16 protein-coding genes and 3 pseudogenes are annotated in these 18,768 nt (G+C 55.6%); 17 read left to right on the top strand and 2 right to left on the bottom strand.

Features of this window, described 5'->3' with window-relative positions; translation table 11 throughout:
• The first annotated feature begins 14 nt into the window (after positions 1 to 14).
• The 16 genes and pseudogenes from O3W44_RS06095 to O3W44_RS06020 all read left to right on the top strand — a co-directional run bounded on the left by O3W44_RS06095 (position 15) and on the right by O3W44_RS06020 (position 14,605).
• Positions 15 to 269: an acyl carrier protein gene (locus O3W44_RS06095; protein ID WP_269294374.1), complete on the top strand. Its 255-nt coding sequence runs from the start codon at positions 15 to 17 to the stop codon at positions 267 to 269.
• Positions 270 to 285: 16 nt separating this feature from the next.
• The gene (locus O3W44_RS06090) at positions 286 to 837 is read left to right on the top strand and encodes a hypothetical protein (RefSeq protein WP_269292380.1); all 552 of its coding nucleotides are present in this window, start codon (positions 286 to 288) and stop codon (positions 835 to 837) included.
• Positions 834 to 2,162, top strand: a complete 1,329-nt coding sequence (locus tag O3W44_RS06085) for an AMP-binding protein (RefSeq protein ID WP_269292379.1) — start codon at positions 834 to 836, stop codon at positions 2,160 to 2,162. Before O3W44_RS06090 ends, O3W44_RS06085 begins: the two co-directional genes overlap by 4 nt.
• Positions 2,149 to 2,496, top strand: coding sequence for a 3-hydroxyacyl-ACP dehydratase FabZ family protein (locus O3W44_RS06080; protein ID WP_269292378.1), 348 nt, complete (start codon positions 2,149 to 2,151; stop codon positions 2,494 to 2,496). Before O3W44_RS06085 ends, O3W44_RS06080 begins: the two co-directional genes overlap by 14 nt.
• Positions 2,490 to 4,217 (top strand): glycosyltransferase family 2 protein, encoded by a 1,728-nt coding sequence (locus tag O3W44_RS06075; RefSeq protein ID WP_269292377.1) that lies wholly within the window; start codon positions 2,490 to 2,492, stop codon positions 4,215 to 4,217. Before O3W44_RS06080 ends, O3W44_RS06075 begins: the two co-directional genes overlap by 7 nt.
• Positions 4,192 to 4,611, top strand: a complete 420-nt coding sequence (locus O3W44_RS06070) for an acyl-CoA thioesterase (RefSeq protein WP_269292376.1) — start codon at positions 4,192 to 4,194, stop codon at positions 4,609 to 4,611. The genes O3W44_RS06075 and O3W44_RS06070 overlap by 26 nt, the downstream gene beginning before the upstream one ends.
• Positions 4,605 to 5,213, top strand: a complete 609-nt coding sequence (locus O3W44_RS06065) for an outer membrane lipoprotein carrier protein LolA (RefSeq protein ID WP_269292375.1) — start codon at positions 4,605 to 4,607, stop codon at positions 5,211 to 5,213. The genes O3W44_RS06070 and O3W44_RS06065 overlap by 7 nt, the downstream gene beginning before the upstream one ends.
• Positions 5,182 to 7,506: pseudogene (locus O3W44_RS06060) on the top strand (MMPL family transporter). Before O3W44_RS06065 ends, O3W44_RS06060 begins: the two are co-directional and overlap by 32 nt.
• Complete coding sequence (locus O3W44_RS06055; RefSeq protein WP_269292374.1) at positions 7,503 to 8,075, top strand: DUF3261 domain-containing protein; 573 nt, start codon at positions 7,503 to 7,505, stop codon at positions 8,073 to 8,075. Before O3W44_RS06060 ends, O3W44_RS06055 begins: the two are co-directional and overlap by 4 nt.
• Positions 8,072 to 9,233, top strand: a pseudogene (locus O3W44_RS06050) (beta-ketoacyl-[acyl-carrier-protein] synthase family protein). The gene O3W44_RS06055 and the pseudogene O3W44_RS06050 overlap by 4 nt, the downstream one beginning before the upstream one ends.
• Complete coding sequence (locus O3W44_RS06045) at positions 9,223 to 9,699, top strand: hotdog family protein (protein ID WP_269292373.1); 477 nt, start codon at positions 9,223 to 9,225, stop codon at positions 9,697 to 9,699. The pseudogene O3W44_RS06050 and the gene O3W44_RS06045 overlap by 11 nt, the downstream one beginning before the upstream one ends.
• The gene (locus O3W44_RS06040; protein ID WP_269292372.1) at positions 9,696 to 10,427 is read left to right on the top strand and encodes a 3-ketoacyl-ACP reductase FabG2; all 732 of its coding nucleotides are present in this window, start codon (positions 9,696 to 9,698) and stop codon (positions 10,425 to 10,427) included. The genes O3W44_RS06045 and O3W44_RS06040 overlap by 4 nt, the downstream gene beginning before the upstream one ends.
• Positions 10,427 to 11,662, top strand: a complete 1,236-nt coding sequence (locus O3W44_RS06035) for a beta-ketoacyl-ACP synthase (RefSeq protein WP_269294373.1) — start codon at positions 10,427 to 10,429, stop codon at positions 11,660 to 11,662. The genes O3W44_RS06040 and O3W44_RS06035 overlap by 1 nt, the downstream gene beginning before the upstream one ends.
• A 234-nt stretch (positions 11,663 to 11,896) precedes the next feature.
• Positions 11,897 to 14,114, top strand: a pseudogene (locus O3W44_RS06030) (TonB-dependent receptor).
• A 128-nt stretch (positions 14,115 to 14,242) separates the two neighbouring features.
• A complete protein-coding gene (locus O3W44_RS06025) occupies positions 14,243 to 14,386 on the top strand; it encodes a hypothetical protein (RefSeq protein WP_269292371.1) in 144 nt (47 codons plus the stop codon).
• Between the two features lie 39 nt (positions 14,387 to 14,425).
• Positions 14,426 to 14,605: a hypothetical protein gene (locus O3W44_RS06020; protein ID WP_269292370.1), complete on the top strand. Its 180-nt coding sequence runs from the start codon at positions 14,426 to 14,428 to the stop codon at positions 14,603 to 14,605.
• Here the strand turns inward: O3W44_RS06020 and O3W44_RS06015 are convergent.
• Positions 14,593 to 15,756 (bottom strand): beta-glucosidase, encoded by a 1,164-nt coding sequence (locus tag O3W44_RS06015; protein WP_269292369.1) that lies wholly within the window; start codon positions 15,754 to 15,756, stop codon positions 14,593 to 14,595. The two genes, O3W44_RS06020 and O3W44_RS06015, sit on opposite strands and share 13 nt — an antisense overlap.
• Before the next feature lie 154 nt (positions 15,757 to 15,910).
• On the opposite strand from O3W44_RS06015, the gene O3W44_RS06010 reads away from it, so the two are divergent.
• The gene (locus tag O3W44_RS06010) at positions 15,911 to 17,368 is read left to right on the top strand and encodes a phospholipase D family protein (RefSeq protein WP_269292368.1); all 1,458 of its coding nucleotides are present in this window, start codon (positions 15,911 to 15,913) and stop codon (positions 17,366 to 17,368) included.
• Positions 17,369 to 17,397: 29 nt separating this feature from the next.
• On the opposite strand, the gene mdoC is transcribed toward O3W44_RS06010, so the two are convergent.
• A complete protein-coding gene (gene mdoC, locus O3W44_RS06005; RefSeq protein WP_269292366.1) occupies positions 17,398 to 18,522 on the bottom strand; it encodes a glucans biosynthesis protein MdoC in 1,125 nt (374 codons plus the stop codon).
• Positions 18,523 to 18,768: the final 246 nt, after the last annotated feature.

Raw genomic sequence — 18,768 nt, 5'->3', positions numbered from 1 at the left:
GCTGAGACAAAATGATGATGAACAAAGATGAAATTTATCAGGAAGTCGCTTCCCTGTTGACCAGCCTGTTTGAAATTGAGGCCGAGGCTATTCGCCCCGATGCGCGCCTGTATGAAGATCTCGAACTCGACAGTATCGATGCCGTCGACATGGTGGTGCATTTGCAAAAGCGCACGGGCCGGAAAATCAAACCTGAAACCTTTCGTTCAGTGCGCACCGTACAGGATGTGGTCGATGCGGTTGAGCACCTGATGCGCGAAGGCGCCTGATTTCAGCGTGTACGCCATGCTGCACTTGCTGAACCTGCTGATGCTACTGGCCTGGCCTTTTCTGGTCTGGCTGGCCCTGACGCAACCGCACTGGCAGGGCCTTTTCTGGTTGCTGGCGGGGGTGTTTGGGCTGCGCTGGCTCGCGCTCCGGCGACAAAAAACGCCGTTCAGCAACCTGACGGGCTGGCTGGCACTGCTGGGGGCACTGCTCTGTGCCAGCAGCATAACGTTGCGCAGTCAGCATTTACTGCTGTGGTATCCGGTAGTGGTCAATCTGGCAATGCTACTGCTGTTTGCTGCCTCGTTATGGCGCGCCATGCCGCTGGTGGAACGCCTGGCGCGCTTACGCGAACCCAATTTGCCACCGCAGGCCGTGCGCTATACGCGACGCGTGACGCAAGTCTGGTGCCTGTTTTTTATTTTTAACGGCGGCATGGCGCTGGCGACCTGTTTAATCGGAAATCTTCACCTGTGGACACTGTGGAATGGCGGCATCAGCTATCTGCTGATCGGGATGTTAATGGGTGGCGAATGGCTGGTACGACAACGCATGAGGCGCAATGTATGAACGCGCAGCCGATAAGCCACTGGCTTAACAGCGCCGAGCGCATCGTTGCCTGGCGTGGAGAGCAGGCATTGATGCTGAGTAGCCTGCGTCGTCAGGTCGTGGCACTGAGCCGCACGCTGCAAGCGTTACCCGGCACGCAGTGGGCGCTCTGTTTCGATGACGGCTATCGCTTCTGTGTGGCGCTGCTGGCGGCGTGGTATGCCGGAAAAACGCCGGTTATACCAGGACACTGCCGCGCGGCGTTACTGAATGAAATGAACGACGCACTGGATGGCGTCATCAGCGACCTGCCGCTGGACACCACTTTGTCGCTGCTTACCTTTCAGGAAGAGGAAGCGGAAGGCGAACTGCCTGCATTACCAGCTAACGCGGCGCTGGTGCTGTTTACCTCAGGTTCAACCGGTACGCCGCGACGGGTGGTTAAATCGCTGGCGGTACTGGAACAGGAGTCACGCTGGTTAGCTGCATTGTGGGGCAAACAGCTCGCCGGTTGCCGCGTTATTGCGTCGGTCAGCCACCAGCATCTGTACGGCTTAACCTTTCGTATCCTGTTGCCTTTGGCCCTGGGCCGCCCGTTTTCGGCGCAGCAAATTTTCTACAGCGAACAACTGGCAGAGCAGCAGCGTTACGGTCGTCATGTGCTGATCAGCAGCCCGGCATTTTTGCGTCGCCTGGATGATTCACTCATCGCATCTGATTGTGCCCTGACTGTTTCAGCCGGTGGCATGCTGACGTGGCGTGATGCGCAACACGCGCGTAAAGCATTGAAATGTACCGTTAATGAAATCTATGGCAGTACCGAAACCGGCATCATTGCCTGGCGTCAGCGTGACGCCGATGAGGCGGTGTGGCGCTGTTTTCCCGGCGTTAAATTAGAACAAACGGCACCGGATCGCTGGCAGGTTTTCTCTTCCCTGATTGACTGCAACGCGGGCTGGCCGCTCGACGATCGCTTGATCGTGACGCAACAGGGCAGTTTTCAGTTAGCGGGTCGTCACGATCGGGTGGTGAAAATAGAGGACAAGCGCGTTTCGCTCAGCGAAATAGAGCGCCGCCTGCTGGCACTGCCCGGTGTCACCGATGCCGTCGCGCTGGCCGTTACGCGCCACGAGCGCCAGGCGATTGGCGTAGTAGTGACGCTGAATGCGCCACTAAGTGAACCTGATTACCACGCACAAAAACGCCGGTGGAAACAGGCGCTGCAGCCCTGGCTGGAGCCGGTAGCGATGCCGCGCCACTGGCGGGTAGTGGACACTATTCCCGTTACCAGCCAAAGCAAGCGCGCCTGGCCGCAAATAGAGGAGCTTTTTCATGTTGCCGATTGAACGCAGCCGCCAGCTTCAGGATAAGCGCGCCACGCTCACGCTTTATCTGGCTGCCGATCTGTTTTGGTTTCAGGGACATTTTCCCGTGTTACCTGTTTTACCTGGCGTGGCCCAGATCGACTGGGTAATGCATTACGGCGTGCTGCTGCTGGCGCCAGGTAAGCAGTTTGTCGCGATAGAAAATATTAAATTCCAACAGCCGGTTGCGCCCGATTCTCTGCTGCAACTCACGCTGGACTGGGACGACATCAAATCCCGCCTCAGTTTTCACTACAGCCTGTTGCACGACGGCGGTGAAACCCGTGCCAGCAGTGGAAAAATTCAGTTGTGTTAACCTCAGACTTCTCACCCTGTGTGGTGATCCCGTGCTACAACCACGGTGCCATGATGGCTTCAGTGCTGGCGCGCCTGGCATCTTACAACCTGCCGGTGATTATCGTTGATGACGGCAGCGATGCCTTAACCCAGCAGCAGCTTGCCAACCTGCGCGCAGAAAAGGTCACGGTGTTGCGTCTGTTGCAAAATCAGGGAAAAGGGGCGGCGGTTATTCATGGGCTGCGGGCTGCCGCTGCGCAAGGCTTTACCCACGTATTACAACTGGATGCTGACGGCCAGCATCAGGTGGAAGATTCCCCGGCAATGCTGGCGGAAGCCCGGCGCTATCCGCACTGCCTGATCTCCGGCAGGCCGCTCTATGATGACTCCATCCCCAAAGCACGCTTGTATGGTCGCTATATCACGCACTTTTGGGTCTGGATCGAAACGCTCTCCTTTTCCATCAAAGACAGCATGTGCGGATTTCGCGTCTATCCGCTGGCACCGACGCTGGCGCTTTGCAGCCAGCGACTCATTGGCCAACGCATGGATTTTGATACTGAAATCATGGTGCGACTTTACTGGCAGGGCACAGCAAGTCGTTTCCTCCGTACCCGTGTCACCTATCCGGAAACAGGCGTTTCGCACTTCGATGCGCTGCACGATAATCTGCGTATCTCCTGGATGCACACGCGGCTCTTTTTTGGCATGTTGCCGCGCATACCACGCCTGCTGGCGATGCGCCGCCAACAGGCGCACTGGTCTGGCGAGCCGGAGCGGCGTGGCCAGGCGGGTCTGCGCCTGATGCTGGCTGTTTATCGCTACGGCGGACGCTTACCCTTTACGCTGCTGCTCTGGCCTGTTGTGGCGGTTTACTGGCTGACGGGAACCCGGGCGCGTCACGCCTCGCAGCAGTGGCTCCAGCGCGTAAGCGAGGAGGCAAACCAGCGCCAGATAACGTTGCCAGGGCCGCTGAACAGCTATCGTCACTTCCTGCGCTTCGCTGAGGCGATGCTGGATAAAATTGCCAGCTGGCGGGGCGATTTGCGCTGGGGACGTGATATCGATTTTGCCCCAGGCGCCGAGGCGGTGATTCGCGCGCCGACTGAACGCGGTAAGCTGATTCTCGCTTCGCATCTGGGAGATATTGAAGCCTGCCGCGCCATGGCAAAGCAGGTTAGCGGCCTGGTGATCAATGCGCTGGTATTTACAGACAATGCGCAGCGATTCCGCGATGTTTTAGAAACCATTGCGCCCGAAGCGGGGGTCAATTTAATGCCGGTCACCGATATCGGCCCCGATACCGCGATTCTGCTGCAACAAAAACTGGACGCCGGGGAGTGGGTGGCGATTGTCGGCGATCGCACCGCAGTGAACCGGCAACGTGGCGGCGCGCGGCGCGTGGTCTGGAGCACGTTTCTTGGTCATCCCGCCCCCTTTCCACAAGGTCCGTTTTTACTGGCAGCGGCATTACGCTGTCCGGTGCTGTTGATGTTCGCCTTACGTCAGCAAGGCAAGTTACGTGTTCACTGCGAATCCTTTGCCGATCCGCTGCTGTTGCCGCGTGCGCAGCGGCAGGTTTCGTTACAACATACAGTAGACCGTTATGCCGGGCGCCTGGCCCATTATGCGCTGCTGGCGCCGCTCGACTGGTTCAACTTTTTCGATTTCTGGATGGTGCCTGACCACAAGGCATGCCAGGAGGAGTCCAATAATGCGAGAAAAAATGCACAGCGTTGAGGTGCCCGTTACCGTCTCTTTTCACGACTGCGATCCGATGGGCGTGGTCTGGCACGGTAACTACTTCCGCTACTTTGAGGCAGCACGCGAAGCCCTGCTGCGTAGCATCAATTACAGCTACAGCGAAATGGCCGCCAGCGGCTATGTCTGGCCGGTAGTCGATACGCACGTTAAATATCGTCAGCCGCTGCGCTGTGAAGAGACAATTAGCGTCAGCGCCACCATCACAGAATATGAAAACCGCCTGCGCATTGACTATGTGGTACGCAACGCTGCCGGGCAGATCACCACCAAAGCCTATACGTTGCAGGTCGCCGTAGAGCAGGCCAGCGAAACCTTATGTTTTGTCTCACCCGCTATTTTGCTGGAACGCTTAGGAGTGAAGCCGTGCTAAAAATTCTCCTCACCACGCTGTTGCTCTGGGCCAGTGCAGCCAGCGCGGTAACGCTGGATCAACTACAACAACGCTTTGCCCGCCAGCCGGTGATCCGGGCTGATTTCACCCAGATGCGCACGATTTCTGGCATGGCGCAACCGCTGGTATCACGCGGAGAAATGCTTCTTGCCCGACAGCAGGGATTATGGTGGCACCAGCAGGCACCCTTTGTGATGACGCTGCTGCTGGACGATAACCGTATGGTGCAAACGCTGAACGGGCAGCCGCCCCAGGTGGTTACCGCCGGGAGTAACCCCCAAATGTTTCAGTTCAACCATCTGCTGCGGGCGCTGTTTCAGGCGGATGAGAAAGTGTTGCAGGAAAATTTTATTCTTGATTTTCAGGACAAAGGCGCTAACCGCTGGACGCTGGCGCTAACGCCTAAGGCCGCGCCGCTCAATAAGATTTTCAATCGTATCGATCTCACCGGTAGCGACTTTCTGGAGCGTATCGATTTAGATGATAAGCAAGGCGATAAAACCCAAATTCAGCTCAGCAATACGCGTGTGCAGCCGTCGCAGTTAAGCAATGAGGAGCGCGCACGTTTTGCCGGGCCGTAACGATCGATTATTAGCCATATTATGGTTGCTTTGTTGTCTGACACTGGCGATTGCGCTTGTGCTGCTGCTGCCGCGTAGTCAGTTAAACAGCAGCGTGCTGGCGCTGTTGCCGCAGCAAAATCTTGGCGCTGCGCCAGCGGGAACTGCAGCAAGGCTTTATGCAGCGGCTGGATCGCCAGATGGTCTGGCTGGTGTCGGCGGGCAAGCAGGACGACCCGCAGGTGGCAGCGTGGTGGCTGTCACAGTTACGTGCGCTGCCGGCGCTGAAACAAGTGCAGGGCGCGTTAAGCGACGATCAGCAGCAGCAGTGGGGGCGCTTCGCCTGGCAACATCGCAACGGTTTGATAGATGATGCCACACGCGCGCGACTGCAAAATAACGGCAACGCCCAGGCGGACTGGCTGCTTGGTCAGTTATTTTCCGCTTTTGCCGGGGTGGGCAGCCAGGAGCTGCAAAACGATCCGCTGATGCTGGTGCGCGGATCGCAACTGGCGCTACAGCAAAATGCTGACCGAATGATGCTGCATAACGGCTGGCTGACGGTACAGGATGCGCAGGGACAACGCTGGTATTTCATTCATGGCGAGCTGGCGAATAACGCTTTTAGCATTCAGCAAAGCCACCAGCTCGTTACCGAACTTCGGCAGCGTGAGCAGGATTTAAAACAACGCTGGCCGCAGGCGCAGTTGCTGACGCGCGGCACGGTTTTATTCAGTGACGATGCCAGCCAGCGTGCGCAGCATGATGTTCAGACCCTGGGCAGCATCACGCTGGCTGGCGTGCTGCTACTGGTCCTGCTGGTGTTTCGTTCGCTGCGCCCGCTGCTGCTCTGTGTGATCCCGGTTGCGATCGGCGCGATTGCAGGCACGGTGATGACGCTGCTCTGTTTCGGCGAACTGCACCTGATGACGCTGGTTATGAGTCTGAGCATTGTCGGCATCTCCGCCGATTACGCACTCTATTATCTGACGGAGCGCATGGTGCACGGCGCGCAGGCGAGTGCATGGCAAAGTTTGCGCAAGGTTCGCGCCACGCTATTGTTGGCTTTAGGCACGACGGCCATTGCCTGGCTGCTGATGCTGCTGGCACCGTTTCCCGGTTTGCGCCAGCTGGCAGTATTTGCCGCCAGTGGATTAACGGCATCCTGCCTGACGGTGGTGTTACTTTATCCGTGGCTGGTTGGTGGTTTACCGGTACGACCCATCCCCTGATGGTGCAGCTTGCGCGCTGGCTGGCAGCGTGGCGGCGGCAAAAGGCGCTACGCATCGGATTGCCGCTGCTGGTGGCGCTCTACGCGCTGGGCGGCATGGTGCAGTTGAATGTTGATGACGATATTGCGCATCTGCAAAGCGCCCCGGCGCAACTGTTAGCGCAGGATCGCCAACTGGCGGCGCTGACCGGACAGCGGGCCGATCAAACCTGGTTTGTGGTCTGGGGCGATAATGCACAACAGACGCTGCAACGCCTGGCGCACCTGATCCCTGACTTACAACAGGCACAGCAGCAGGGCCTGTTGCAAACTTACCGCGTGCTGCCGCTGCGCTCACTGGCCCGGCAGCAGCAGGATCTCGCTACGTTGCAGCAGGCCGCGCCACACATTATGGCGCGCCTGAAACAGGCAGGCATTAGCGTACCGGCACCCGATTTACAGCCGATGCCGGTGACGCCACAAGCCTGGCTTGCCAGTCCGCTGAGTGAAGGCTGGCGTCTGTTGTGGTTGTCGCTGCCGGATGGCCGTAGCGGGGTGCTGGTGCCCACCAGCGGCGTGAAAAACAGCGCGGCGCTGAGTGCGCTGGCGCAAAAACATCAGGGTGTCAGTTGGGTCGATCGCAAAGCCAGTTATGATGCGCTGTTCAGCTTCTGGCGCGCGCTGTTGAGTGGGCTGCTTGCGCTGGCATTAGCTTTGATCGCGCTGAGTTACCTGTGGCGTTTAGGCCTGAAAGCGGGCTTGCGCAGCGTATTACCTTCTGTGTTGTCGCTGGCAACGGCATTGGCCACGCTGGGCTGGAGTGGCGCATCGCTTAATCTGTTTGCGCTGCTGGCCCTGATTTTAGTACTGGGCATTGGCATCAACTACACGCTGTTTTTTAGTAATCCACAGGGCACACCACTGACTTCACTGCTGGCGGTCTCGCTGGCGATGATGACCACGCTCCTGACGCTGGGGATACTGGTTTTCAGCAGCACCAGCGCGATTGCCAGCTTTGGCACCGTATTGTGCAGCGGCATCTTCAGCGCATTTTTGTTGTCGCCGCTGGCCATGCCGCAAACTAAATCGAGGAAGAGAAGATGATCCGCGCAGCCCTGATTCTGTTTTGTGGCCTGCTGCTTAGCGCCTGCGCCAGCAAAGCGCCTGATGAGACGCGGCCCACGGCCTGGCTCAAGCCTGGCGTACAGGTCACCTTGCCGCCGCCGGGCATGACACCCGCGTTTCAACAACAGCAATTGCTGACCGGGCAGGTCAAAGGGCAGAGCCAGTCGCTGCTGGTTTTACTGAGTGCCGACCCGCAGAAAATTGAGCTGGCTGGGCTGTCATCGGTGGGGATTCGGCTGTTTCGCGTGCGTTATGATGCCAGCGGCATACATACCCAACAATCGATGCCGTTGCCACACATGCCGCCCGCCAGTCAGGTGCTGGCCGACATTATGCTGAGCCACTGGCCGGTTGCGGTATGGCAAACGCACCTGCCGCCGGGCTGGTCGCTGCAAGACCAGGGAATGAAGCGGGTGCTGAAAGATGCGGCAAATCAGGTCGTCACTGAAATTGACTACCTGCAACGCGGCGGTAAGCGTGAGCCGATCGCTATTCAGCAGCGCGCATTTGGTTATCAGATTCATATCCAACATCTGGACGCATCATGATTTACATTTCTGCTATCGGTATGCTGAATGCGCTCGGGAACACGCCTCAGCAGATTGCCGCAAACCTGAGAAAAGGGGTGGCACCAGGCATGCGTGAGCGAGAAGGCTGGCTGACCTCGGGAAAACGCTGCTGGCTGGGCGCGGTAGAGGGCGAACTTCCTGCGGTGCCTGCGGCGCTTGCAGCGCACAACACGCGAAACAATCAACTGCTGTTAGCCGCACTGGCGCAGATCCGACCGACGCTGGATGCTGCCGTCGCAAAATATGGTGCCGATCGTGTTGCCGTGGTGATGGGAACCAGCACGTCGGGGGTGGATGAAGGGGATGAGCACATACGCGGCGATCGTCAGCAGTATGATTACCGCATGCAGGAGCTGGGCGATCCGTCGCGCTTTTTGGCGCACTATCTGCAACTTAACGGCCCGGCCTATACCCTTTCAACGGCCTGCTCCTCCAGCGCCCGGGCACTGATCAGCGGGGAGCGTTTGATCGCTGCAGGCCTGGCGGATGTCGCGCTGGTGGGTGGGGCCGATTCCTTAAGCCGCATGCCGGTTAACGGTTTCGCCAGCCTTGAGTCGCTGTCAGAGGATCGCTGTGCGCCGTTCAGCCGCGATCGTGACGGTATTTCGATTGGTGAAGGCGCTGCCTTGATGTTACTGACGCGCGAACCGCAGCCGCTTGCGCTGCTCGGCGTGGGCGAATCCTCAGATGCCTGGCATATGTCAGCACCGCATCCGCAGGGCGAGGGCGCTGAGCGTGCCATTCGCATGGCGCTGCAACACGCAGCATTAACCCCCCAGGATATCGGTTACATTAACTTGCACGGAACGGCGACGCCGCTAAACGATCAGATGGAAGCGGCAGTGATTAACCGGATATTTGGTGATGCGGTGCCCTCCAGTTCGACCAAACACCTTACCGGCCATACGCTGGGCGCGGCGGGCGTATGCGAGGCGGCACTTTGCGCGCTCATCCTTAGCGAAGATATCCCGCTACCCGCGCAGGATTTTTCCCATGCTGTGCGTGATGAAAGCCTGGCGGATTGCGGCTTACTGCTGCACAACCAACCACTGCAGCGTCCGGTTATTGCCTCCAATTCTTTTTGCTTTTGGTGGAAACAATACTTGCCTGATTTTGGGACGTAACAATGACAAATAATCAGTGCGCAGCCGACTTTCTGCCGCATGACACGCCGATGGTGCTGATCGATCAGCTGATTGCGGTTAGCGATGACAGCGTGCATTGCCGGGTATCGACAGCACCGCACGGCGTGCTGGCGCCCTTTCTGACTGCGCAGGGAACGTTACCGGGGTGGTTTGGCGTAGAGATCATGGCACAAACCGTTGGCGTTTGGTCTGGCTGGCAGGCGATACGTAACGGCGCAACCCACATTCAGCCCGGCATGTTACTGGGCGGGCGCGGCTGGCATGCGCAACAGCCCACGTTTCCGGCGAACGCCACGCTGGATATTAGCATGCGACTGCTGATGCGAGACGATCGTATGGGCAGTTTTGAAGGCGAGATTCATCACGGCGATCTGCTGCTGGCCAGCGGACGCCTGAATACTTATCAACCCGATGAAGAAGCGTTAGCGTTACTTATGTCACAAGGAAATCAGCCATGACAGATTCGGTATTGGTTACGGGAGCCAGTAAAGGTATTGGTCGCGCCATTGCGCTGCGTCTGGCGCAGGATGGCTTTGAGCTGGTGGTACATTTCAACCGGGATCGTGCCGGTGCTGAACACACCTTGCAGCACATCGTGGCAAAGGGCGGCAGTGGACGCCTGCTGGGGTTTGACGTCGCCGATCGTGAAGCCGCCCGCAGCGCGCTGGAAGAGGATATTGCGCAGCACGGCGCCTATTACGGTGTGGTGAACAACGCGGGTATCACACGCGACGGTGCGTTTCCGGCGTTGAGCGAAACAGAGTGGGATGCGGTGATCCATACCAATCTCGATAGTTTTTATAACGTCATCCATCCCTGCGTTATGCCGATGATTGGCCTGCGGCGCGGCGGTCGTATTATCACGCTGTCATCGGTATCAGGCATTATGGGAAATCGCGGTCAGGTCAATTACAGTGCGGCCAAAGCGGGCATAATTGGCGCGACCAAAGCCCTGGCTGTTGAACTGGCAAAGCGCAAAATTACCGTGAATTGCATTGCGCCAGGTTTGATCGACACCGGCATGGAAGGCATGGAACCGCACGTTATTGAAGAAGCGATGAAGCTGATCCCGATGAAGCGCATGGGGGCAGCAGACGAAGTCGCGGGATTAGCCAGTTACTTAATGTCAGATATCGCGGGTTACGTTACCCGTCAGGTGATTTCAGTTAATGGAGGCATGCTGTGATGCAGCGCGTAGTCGTAACGGGTATGGGCGGCGTCACCGCGTTTGGTGAGCAGTGGCAACAGGTGGCAGCACGTATCCGGGCAGGGAAAAATGCGGTGCGCCACATGCCAGAATGGCAGGTCTATGATGGCTTACATACGCTGCTCGGCGCACCGGTTGATGATTTTACGCTGCCTGCGCACTACACGCGCAAACGGATCCGCGCCATGGGGCGAGTTTCCCTCCTGGCGACGCGCGCGACGGAGCTGGCGCTGGAGCAGGCTGGTTTGATTGATCATCCGGTATTAACCAGTGGCGATACCGGTATTGCTTACGGTTCATCCACCGGCAGTACCGGACCGGTCAGTGAATTTGCCACCATGTTAACGGAGAAGCACACCAACAATATTACCGGCACCACCTATGTCCAGATGATGCCGCATACCACCGCCGTTAACGCCGGGCTGTTTTTTGGTTTACGTGGTCGGGTAATTCCGACATCCAGCGCCTGTACGTCGGGCAGCCAGGCGATTGGCTATGCGTGGGAAGCGATTCGCCACGGCTATCAAACCGTCATGGTGGCGGGCGGGGCAGAAGAGCTTTGTCCTTCCGAAGCCGCTGTCTTTGATACGCTGTTTGCGACCAGCCAGCGAAACGATGCACCGCATACCTCGCCTGCGCCTTTTGATCAAAACCGTGATGGTCTGGTGATCGGTGAGGGAGCTGGCACGCTGATCCTGGAGTCGCTTGAACATGCTCAGGCGCGCGGTGCCACTATTTACGCTGAGCTGGTGGGATTTCACACTAACTGCGATGCGGCGCATATCACCCAGCCGCAGCGGGAAACCATGCAAATCTGCATTGAACGCGCGCTGAAAAGTGCGGGTCTTGATGCATCGCAAATTGGCTACGTTAACGCCCACGGAACGGCAACCGATCGTGGTGATATTGCCGAAAGCCAGGCAACCGCCGCCGTCTTTGGCGCCACGACACCCGTCTCCTCACTGAAATCCTATTTTGGCCACACGCTGGGCGCTTGCGGGGCGCTGGAGGCCTGGATGAGCATTGAAATGATGCGTGAAGGTTGGTTTGCGCCGACGCTGAATTTGACACAACCGGCTCAGGCGTGTGGAGAACTTGATTACATCATGGGTGAGCCGCGCTACAGGGAAACAGACTATATCCAGAGCAATAATTTTGCTTTTGGTGGGATTAACACATCGTTAATTTTCAAACGCTGGCGCGACACAGAATAAACCGCACTGCACACGCAAAGAGACCCTGCCATGAGACCGATGCGGCGAAAGCCGCTAAAGCGCCTCAGTTTAACTGTTATCCGCCTGCCTCACTTAACCGCCACACTTCGTGATCTGCGCTGTGTAAATCCTGCTTTCAGGTTACAGATTTTTCTTGCATTAACCTTCGCGCCACGCATAATCGCAAACCGCAATAATAATGATTCTCAGTATAATTTCTATTAGGGAACGACGATGCGCCAATTCCTTTCTACACCAGGATTTAAACCGACACTGCTTGCAATGCTTGTCAGTGCCGGTTGTTTGCCAGTGATGGCTGCGACAACTAACACCGGTACTGCTGCCAGTGGGACAGCGACACCAGCCGGCCAGGGCGAACAGACGCTGACGGTGACGGCTTCACCGGAAAGCGATTTCAAATCTGGCGGCGATCAACTGGTGCCCGCCTATCTCGACGGACAAATTGCGCATGGCGGACGCCTTGGGATGCTGGGCGAGCAGAAAGCGATGGATGTGCCGTTCAGCGTCATCGGCTTTACGTCAAAAATGATCCAGGATCAGCAAGCGCATACCATAGCGGATGTGGTGAAAAACGATGCTGGCGTACAGAGTGTAAAGGCTACGGTAACTTCGCCGAAAGTTACCGTATTCGTGGTTTCCTGCTGGATGGCGATGATATGACGTATGGCGGTTTGCCGGGCGTCGTGCCGCGTCAGGTGATGGATGCCTCACTGATTGACCGCGTAGAAATTTTCAAAGGCGCGAACAGCTTGCTGAACGGTGCTGCAACTGGCGCAGTGGGCGGCATGATCAACCTTGAGCCAAAACATGCAGATGATGTGCCGCTAACACGTGTTGGCGTGGATTACACCACCTCTTCACAAGTGGGCACTAACGTTGATATCGGTCGTCGCTTCGGAGATAACAACCAGTTCGGCGTTCGCCTGAATGCGGTGCATCGCGAAGGCGAAACCGGTGTGGATGATGAAAAGAAACGCACAACCGCTGCGTCAATTGGCCTGGATTATCGCGGCGATCGTCTGCGTACCTCGCTGGATGTCGGCTACCAGAAAAAAACGTTCCATAATGCTGGACTGGGCGTCAACATCAGCGGCGTCGATTTTATTCCAGCCGTCCCGTCCAACTCGCATAACTACAGCCAGAAATGGGTGTACAGCGACATGGAATCAGAGTTTGGCATCGCCAAAGCTGAGTACGACATCACCAATAACTGGACAGCCTATGCGGCGCTGGGCGCGCAGCATGCCCATGAAACCGGCAACTACGGCACGCCAAAAATCATCAACAGCAACGGTGATGCCACTGTCGGTACGTTTAACACCAACCGCATTCAGGACAACATGAGCGGTATGGTGGGATTACGCGGTAACTTCGAGACCGGTTTCGTAACGCATAAAGTTAACATCGGTTATTCGGCGCTGACCACTAATGCTAAAAACGCCTATAACATGTCACTTACCGGCGTTTCGACCAACATTTATGATACGAATGCTGTCGCCGCGCCAGCCGCCAATTATGCAGGCGGCAATTTCTCCGATCCGTTAACCACCGCGCGTTCACGTACGCAGGGTTATCTGCTGAGCGACACGCTGGGCTTTTTTAATGATTCTCTGCTGTTTACCGCAGGGGCGCGCCATCAGAAAGTCGTGGTGCGCAACTACGCCTACACGGGGCCGGAAGATCTCTCTTCCCGTTACGACGGCAATCGCTGGATGCCAACCTATGGCGTGGTTTATAAGCCGTGGCAGTCGGTGTCGTTTTATGCCAACCATACCGAGGCCTTACAGCCTGGCGAAGTGGCACCCAATAACAGTTCAGTGACTAACCCGGGTGCTATTACCGGTATCGCACACTCAAAACAGAACGAACTGGGCGTGAAAACCGATTTTGGCCGCATCGGGGGCACGCTGTCGTTATTCGAAATTAAGAAACCGTCCGGCATGATCAATGCAGATGGTTCGTATGGCATGAACGGCGAGCAACGCCACCGGGGTATTGAAACCAATATTTTCGGCGAGCCAGTGTTAGGCTTCCGCCTGAACGCCAGCGCAACCTGGCTCGACCCGGTGATGGAAAAAACCGAAGGTGGCACCTATGACGGCAAACAAGCTGTTGGTGTACCGCGTTACGATTACACGCTGGGTGCGGAATATGACATCAAACCGGGTGAGGGATTGACGGCAACCGCATTGTTAAACCACACCGGTTCACAGTGGGCCGATTCAGCCAACACCAAAAAGATCGACAGCTACACCACGCTGGATCTCGGCCTGCGTTACCGCACCAGGGTTAACCAGAACGATATTGTCTGGCGCGTTGCGGTTGAAAACGTAACCAATGAAAAATACTGGGCCAACATTGATGATTCCGGCACTTACCTCTCTCAGGGGAGGGTCGTACCCTGAAAGTCGGTATGAGTTACGACTTCTGATAACACCACGGGGCGCAGCATGCGCCCCGATTTCAGGAAGAAACAAAAAAACCTGACTCTTTAAAGGGATTCTACTAAACTGTTGCCCGCCGTAGCGTTTACCGAGCCATTACTTTTGTAGAGATCTCATGTCACCACCGTTGCCCCCCGACAAACATGACGAGCCTGCGCGCCAGTCGCTGGACGATGCGCAATTCGCCATCGTGGTACTTGCAGTGACGTCGGTTACGCTTATAATCTTCGTGCTGATGGTCACGCTCTGGATGGGTTAACACGTTCGGCGCGAAAAGGACATTCAACAGGAGAGGGCGATGGAATCGAGAGATGACAAACTGATTGCGATTATTGGCCTGCTGGCCGCCTGTCTGATTGGCGTCACGTTCCTGTTTACCATGACCTGGCTGACCGATGTTCGCCATCCCACCGATCCCTCACTTGATGTTCAGTCCTGTTACCCCAAAACAAAAACGCTACCCTCTCAGGCTTCCTGATCGCGTTTCTGAAATTTAATTTGTTGACTGCGTAATACCAGCGCCAGCTTTTCATGCAAGGTGCGGTTGCCGTTTGGGTCACCTAAACCTAACAGGGGTCGGGGCGAGCGGCGATCATCAGCCCATGCCGGATATTCCACGATCGGATAGAGCGAAATGCCTTCTACCGCAATGCCATTATTCAGCGCGACAGCAACATTCTCACTCACTTCCTGAAGCCAGGGCGCGCACGCATCGCCTTCAGCACCGGTTTCGGCCAGCAGCATCGGGCGCTGAAAGCGTTGCCAGCACTGCGCCAGCAGCGTATGCAGCGGCACGCGCGAAGGATGATCGGCTTCCATAGGTAAATCGGGGAAAAACCAGTGATTATCGGGATAGTAATTCAGCCCGAGAATATCGAGACAATCCTCACTGCCGCCCAGTTCTTTATCCAGACGGCCTGCCAGCATATCCCAGGCTTCAAACTGCGCCTGATGTTGTGCGTCAGCATAGGGTTTACTGTCAGGATTAGCGGGATCGGTTGCGATCTGTACTAACGGATCGGTGAGCACAAAGCGCGCATCAGGATAAACTTCGCGAATGGCATGTATTGCCGCCAGCGACGCTCGCACCAGTTGGCGTTTCAGCTCTTTACCACGATTCGCTACGTGCGGGTTTAGCCAGGCAACGTCGGCACCGGCCCATGCCCAGAACGAGATCTGATTAATCGGCGTGAAGAAGGGATGCTCTATCCCTTCATCGCGCATTAACTGCGCCATAGCCCGCGCGAATCGCTCAAAGTGCTCAACAAACGCTGACTTCCAGATATTGAGATGATCGGGATAACCAAAGTGCGCCAGTTCCCAGATAATCTCTGTGTTTTGTCGGCGTGCGGCTTCAACCATCGGTAAAAAAGATCGCCAGTCATACTCGTTGGGCGTTTTTTCAATCAAATGCCAGCGCGCACCGTCACGCGCTGTCAAAATATGCTGTTCTGCCAGCGTGGCATAATCTTTTTCCAGTAGCAGATCGTGACCACTGGTGATCACCATATCCAGCCGCTTTCCTTTTGCGCGACAGGCGGTAGAGCAGGGAAAACTGCCCTGAAAGAAACTGCGGAAAAGCTGCGGATGATGGCGCTTCGGGGTGTCGGTAAAAGAGTGCTGGGTCATTTTCCGCTCCTTCCTGGGGATCGCCTGTCACAGAGGGTTCGGCTAAGTCTAGACTAAAAAACATCATCGGCCGGTTTGCAAAGTCGGAAGGCTCGCATAGCGCACAGTGCTGGGCCGGTGAATAATAAAAAAACAGATTATTCAGGGAAATGATATGACCGAAGCTTTTGACCTGCAGCAGCCCCCACGCCAGACCTGGCTGGAAGAGCGACTTGAGCCACAGCGTGCACGCCATGCCGGACTAAGCGGTATCTATCCGCTCAGCGATGGTCTCGATGCTTTCGCTGCACGTTACCTGTTAATTGAAAAAGCGGAGCGTTCGCTCGATATCCAGTATTACATCTGGCAAAACGATATGTCTGGCAGATTGCTGTTTAGTGCATTACTGGATGCGGCTGAACGCGGCGTAAAGGTGCGGTTGTTATTAGATGACAACAACACGCCAGGTCTGGATGAAACGCTGGCGCAACTGGATCGCCATCCCAATATTACCGTGCGGTTATTTAATCCTTTCTCCTTCCGCACGCTGCGGGCGCTCGGTTATCTGACCGACTTTGCGCGACTTAATCGTCGTATGCACAATAAAAGCTTTACTGTCGATGGCATCACCACGCTGGTGGGCGGGCGTAATATTGGCGATGAATACTTTGGCACCGGTAACGAACCGCTGTTCGCGGATTTGGATGTCATGGCGATCGGACCGGTGGTTGATGAAGTGGCGAACGATTTTGAGCGGTACTGGAACAGTTCGCCGGTTTCCCCTCTTAAGCAAGTGTTAGACGAAACGGATGACGACAAAAGCGCGGTACGTTTGCCTGAGGCGTGGCGGCATAGCGACGCTGTGCAGGTCTACCTTAAACGGCTGGATCACTCCGCGTTTGTCAGCCAACTTAAGCAGGGAAAACTGGCGCTAACCTGGGCGAAATCCCGTTTGTTGAGTGACGATCCGCGTAAAGGATTAGGCAAAGCGCGGCGCAAAACGCTGTTGCCTCAGCGCATGCTGGAAGTAATAGGCACACCGCAACGCCAGTTCGACATTATTTCGGCCTATTTTGTGCCGACGCGAGCAGGGATAGCGCAGCTTCTGGCACTGAAGCGCAAAGGGGTGAAAATCGCCATTCTGACTAATTCGCTGGCGGCGAATGATGTCTCCATTGTGCATGCTGGCTATGCCAAGTGGCGTAAAAAATTGCTGCGTCACGGCATCGCGCTGTATGAATTAAAACCCCAGACCGCGCTGCCGGACGCGCCTCACGATCGCGGATTAACCGGTAACTCAGGTTCCAGCCTGCATGCCAAAACCTTTTCCGTTGATCAGCGAACCTTATTTATCGGTTCGTTTAACTTTGATCCGCGCTCGGCGGAGCTGAACACCGAAATGGGCCTGGTGATTGAAAGCGAATCGCTGGCTAAAGAAACTCATCAACGTTTTACGCAGTCGATGCGCGATCGTGCGTGGACGTTAACACTGGACAAGTGGGGAAGGGTTAACTGGCTGGAGTATCCTGGTGAGCCGCAACAGCGTGTACACAAACATGAACCCGGCTGCTCACTGTGGCAACGATTGCAGGTCAGACTGGTATGGCGGTTACCGATTGAATGGTTGCTGTAAAAAGCGATCCCCAAAGGGATCGCTTTTTTCTACTTATTCTGTGGTTTTCCAGAGAACAGAAAGCGCAGTAGCGGTATGCGCAGATGGATTTCATACAGCAAAAAGGCGAGACCAAATACCATGATCAAACCCAGAAAGAAGCCCAGGGTGTTGTTATGCACATAAGGGGTGATGTAGATGCCATACAGCAGCGTCAGGGGATGGTGCACCAGATAGATGAACAGCGATGCATTGACCAGGTACATAATACGCGGTGAATGTGAATTCAGCATTTTATGACCAAAGCAGAAGCAGACGTTCAGCATGCACAAACCCATCAATGTCGAGATCAACGCATCCAGTTCATATAACCATCCTTCGCCGCTGCTAAAACGCTGGTTGGCATAATAAGCGATGAACACCACAATTGCGCCGAGGCTCATTACCGGGTTGAAGCGAGTGAACATCTCCTTCAGGGGCGGATGCTTCCAGGCCAGTGCACCCAGCATAAAGAACGGCAGGTAAAACAGTGAAAGCATGATCACAATGCTGAACAGTCCGTTCATTAACCACTCAGGCTGGAAGATAAAGACCAGACGACGAAGCACGCACCAGAATAACGCCCATGCCATGACTGCCAGCGTCACGGTTCCCCAACCAACGCGCTGATAATCAATATGCCGTTGTTGATCGCGCAGCCAGCGGAAAGTCAGCATACCGAGTGTCGTCAGGACAACAAGCACCACCAGAAACCATAAATGGGAGATTAACTCCCACATCAGATTATTAAATTTCTCATAGAGACTAAAATTGTCCCAGTTGCTGAGCTTTTGCGTCCACGCTTTCAGCATGAAAAATTGAGGCAGCGTGATTAACGGGACGGCCGTAAGTAGCGGAATGCCAACACGCTCAAGGCGGACTTTTAAAAAGCGTTGCGGCTGATAACGCAAATAGAGCATGTAAGAGAAATAGCCAGATATGACGAAAAAAACCTGCATACGAAAGGCGTGAATAAAATCGTTGAACAGGGTCAGCCACAATGAAGGCTCCTGACTGTTTACTGCCCACTTTTGCATGGAATAAATGAGGGAAACATGAAATGGCACCCCCAATAACATCAAATATGCGCGAATCGAATCGAGAAAATATTCACGTTCAGGTTTTGCTGTACTCATAAAGTTCCCGTTCGTTAGTCCCTGTTGGCTGGTTTCACCCTGAAACCAGATTATGCCGGAGTGCAATTCTACCTGCGCTAAACGAGGTATACTATCAGTTGAATCTGTATCGTTTAATTGTCCTAAAAGCACGCCTCTGGCTAACGAATTAAGGGAACATTCTTGCGCATAAGCTGTCGGAAAACCGAATAATCCTTTAAGATAAGCGGGTTTGTTTTAAGCACACGAAAGGGGGGATGTGCTAAC

This window comes from Pantoea sp. LMR881, from assembly GCF_027157825.1.
In the GTDB taxonomy this organism is placed as follows: domain Bacteria; phylum Pseudomonadota; class Gammaproteobacteria; order Enterobacterales; family Enterobacteriaceae; genus Pantoea; species Pantoea haifensis.
This window is presented reverse-complemented; position numbering and strand designations above follow the sequence as displayed.

Coding starts and splice junctions, on each gene's coding strand:
- O3W44_RS06095 (WP_269294374.1), top strand. CDS start 15: ATGATGAACAAAGATGAAATTTATCAGGAAGTCGCTTCCCTGTTGACC.
- O3W44_RS06090 (WP_269292380.1), top strand. CDS start 286: ATGCTGCACTTGCTGAACCTGCTGATGCTACTGGCCTGGCCTTTTCTG.
- O3W44_RS06085 (WP_269292379.1), top strand. CDS start 834: ATGAACGCGCAGCCGATAAGCCACTGGCTTAACAGCGCCGAGCGCATC.
- O3W44_RS06080 (WP_269292378.1), top strand. CDS start 2,149: ATGTTGCCGATTGAACGCAGCCGCCAGCTTCAGGATAAGCGCGCCACG.
- O3W44_RS06070 (WP_269292376.1), top strand. CDS start 4,192: ATGCGAGAAAAAATGCACAGCGTTGAGGTGCCCGTTACCGTCTCTTTT.
- O3W44_RS06055 (WP_269292374.1), top strand. CDS start 7,503: ATGATCCGCGCAGCCCTGATTCTGTTTTGTGGCCTGCTGCTTAGCGCC.
- O3W44_RS06045 (WP_269292373.1), top strand. CDS start 9,223: ATGACAAATAATCAGTGCGCAGCCGACTTTCTGCCGCATGACACGCCG.
- O3W44_RS06040 (WP_269292372.1), top strand. CDS start 9,696: ATGACAGATTCGGTATTGGTTACGGGAGCCAGTAAAGGTATTGGTCGC.
- O3W44_RS06035 (WP_269294373.1), top strand. CDS start 10,427: ATGCAGCGCGTAGTCGTAACGGGTATGGGCGGCGTCACCGCGTTTGGT.
- O3W44_RS06025 (WP_269292371.1), top strand. CDS start 14,243: ATGTCACCACCGTTGCCCCCCGACAAACATGACGAGCCTGCGCGCCAG.
- O3W44_RS06020 (WP_269292370.1), top strand. CDS start 14,426: ATGGAATCGAGAGATGACAAACTGATTGCGATTATTGGCCTGCTGGCC.
- O3W44_RS06015 (WP_269292369.1), bottom strand. CDS start 15,756: ATGACCCAGCACTCTTTTACCGACACCCCGAAGCGCCATCATCCGCAG.
- O3W44_RS06010 (WP_269292368.1), top strand. CDS start 15,911: ATGACCGAAGCTTTTGACCTGCAGCAGCCCCCACGCCAGACCTGGCTG.
- mdoC (WP_269292366.1), bottom strand. CDS start 18,522: ATGAGTACAGCAAAACCTGAACGTGAATATTTTCTCGATTCGATTCGC.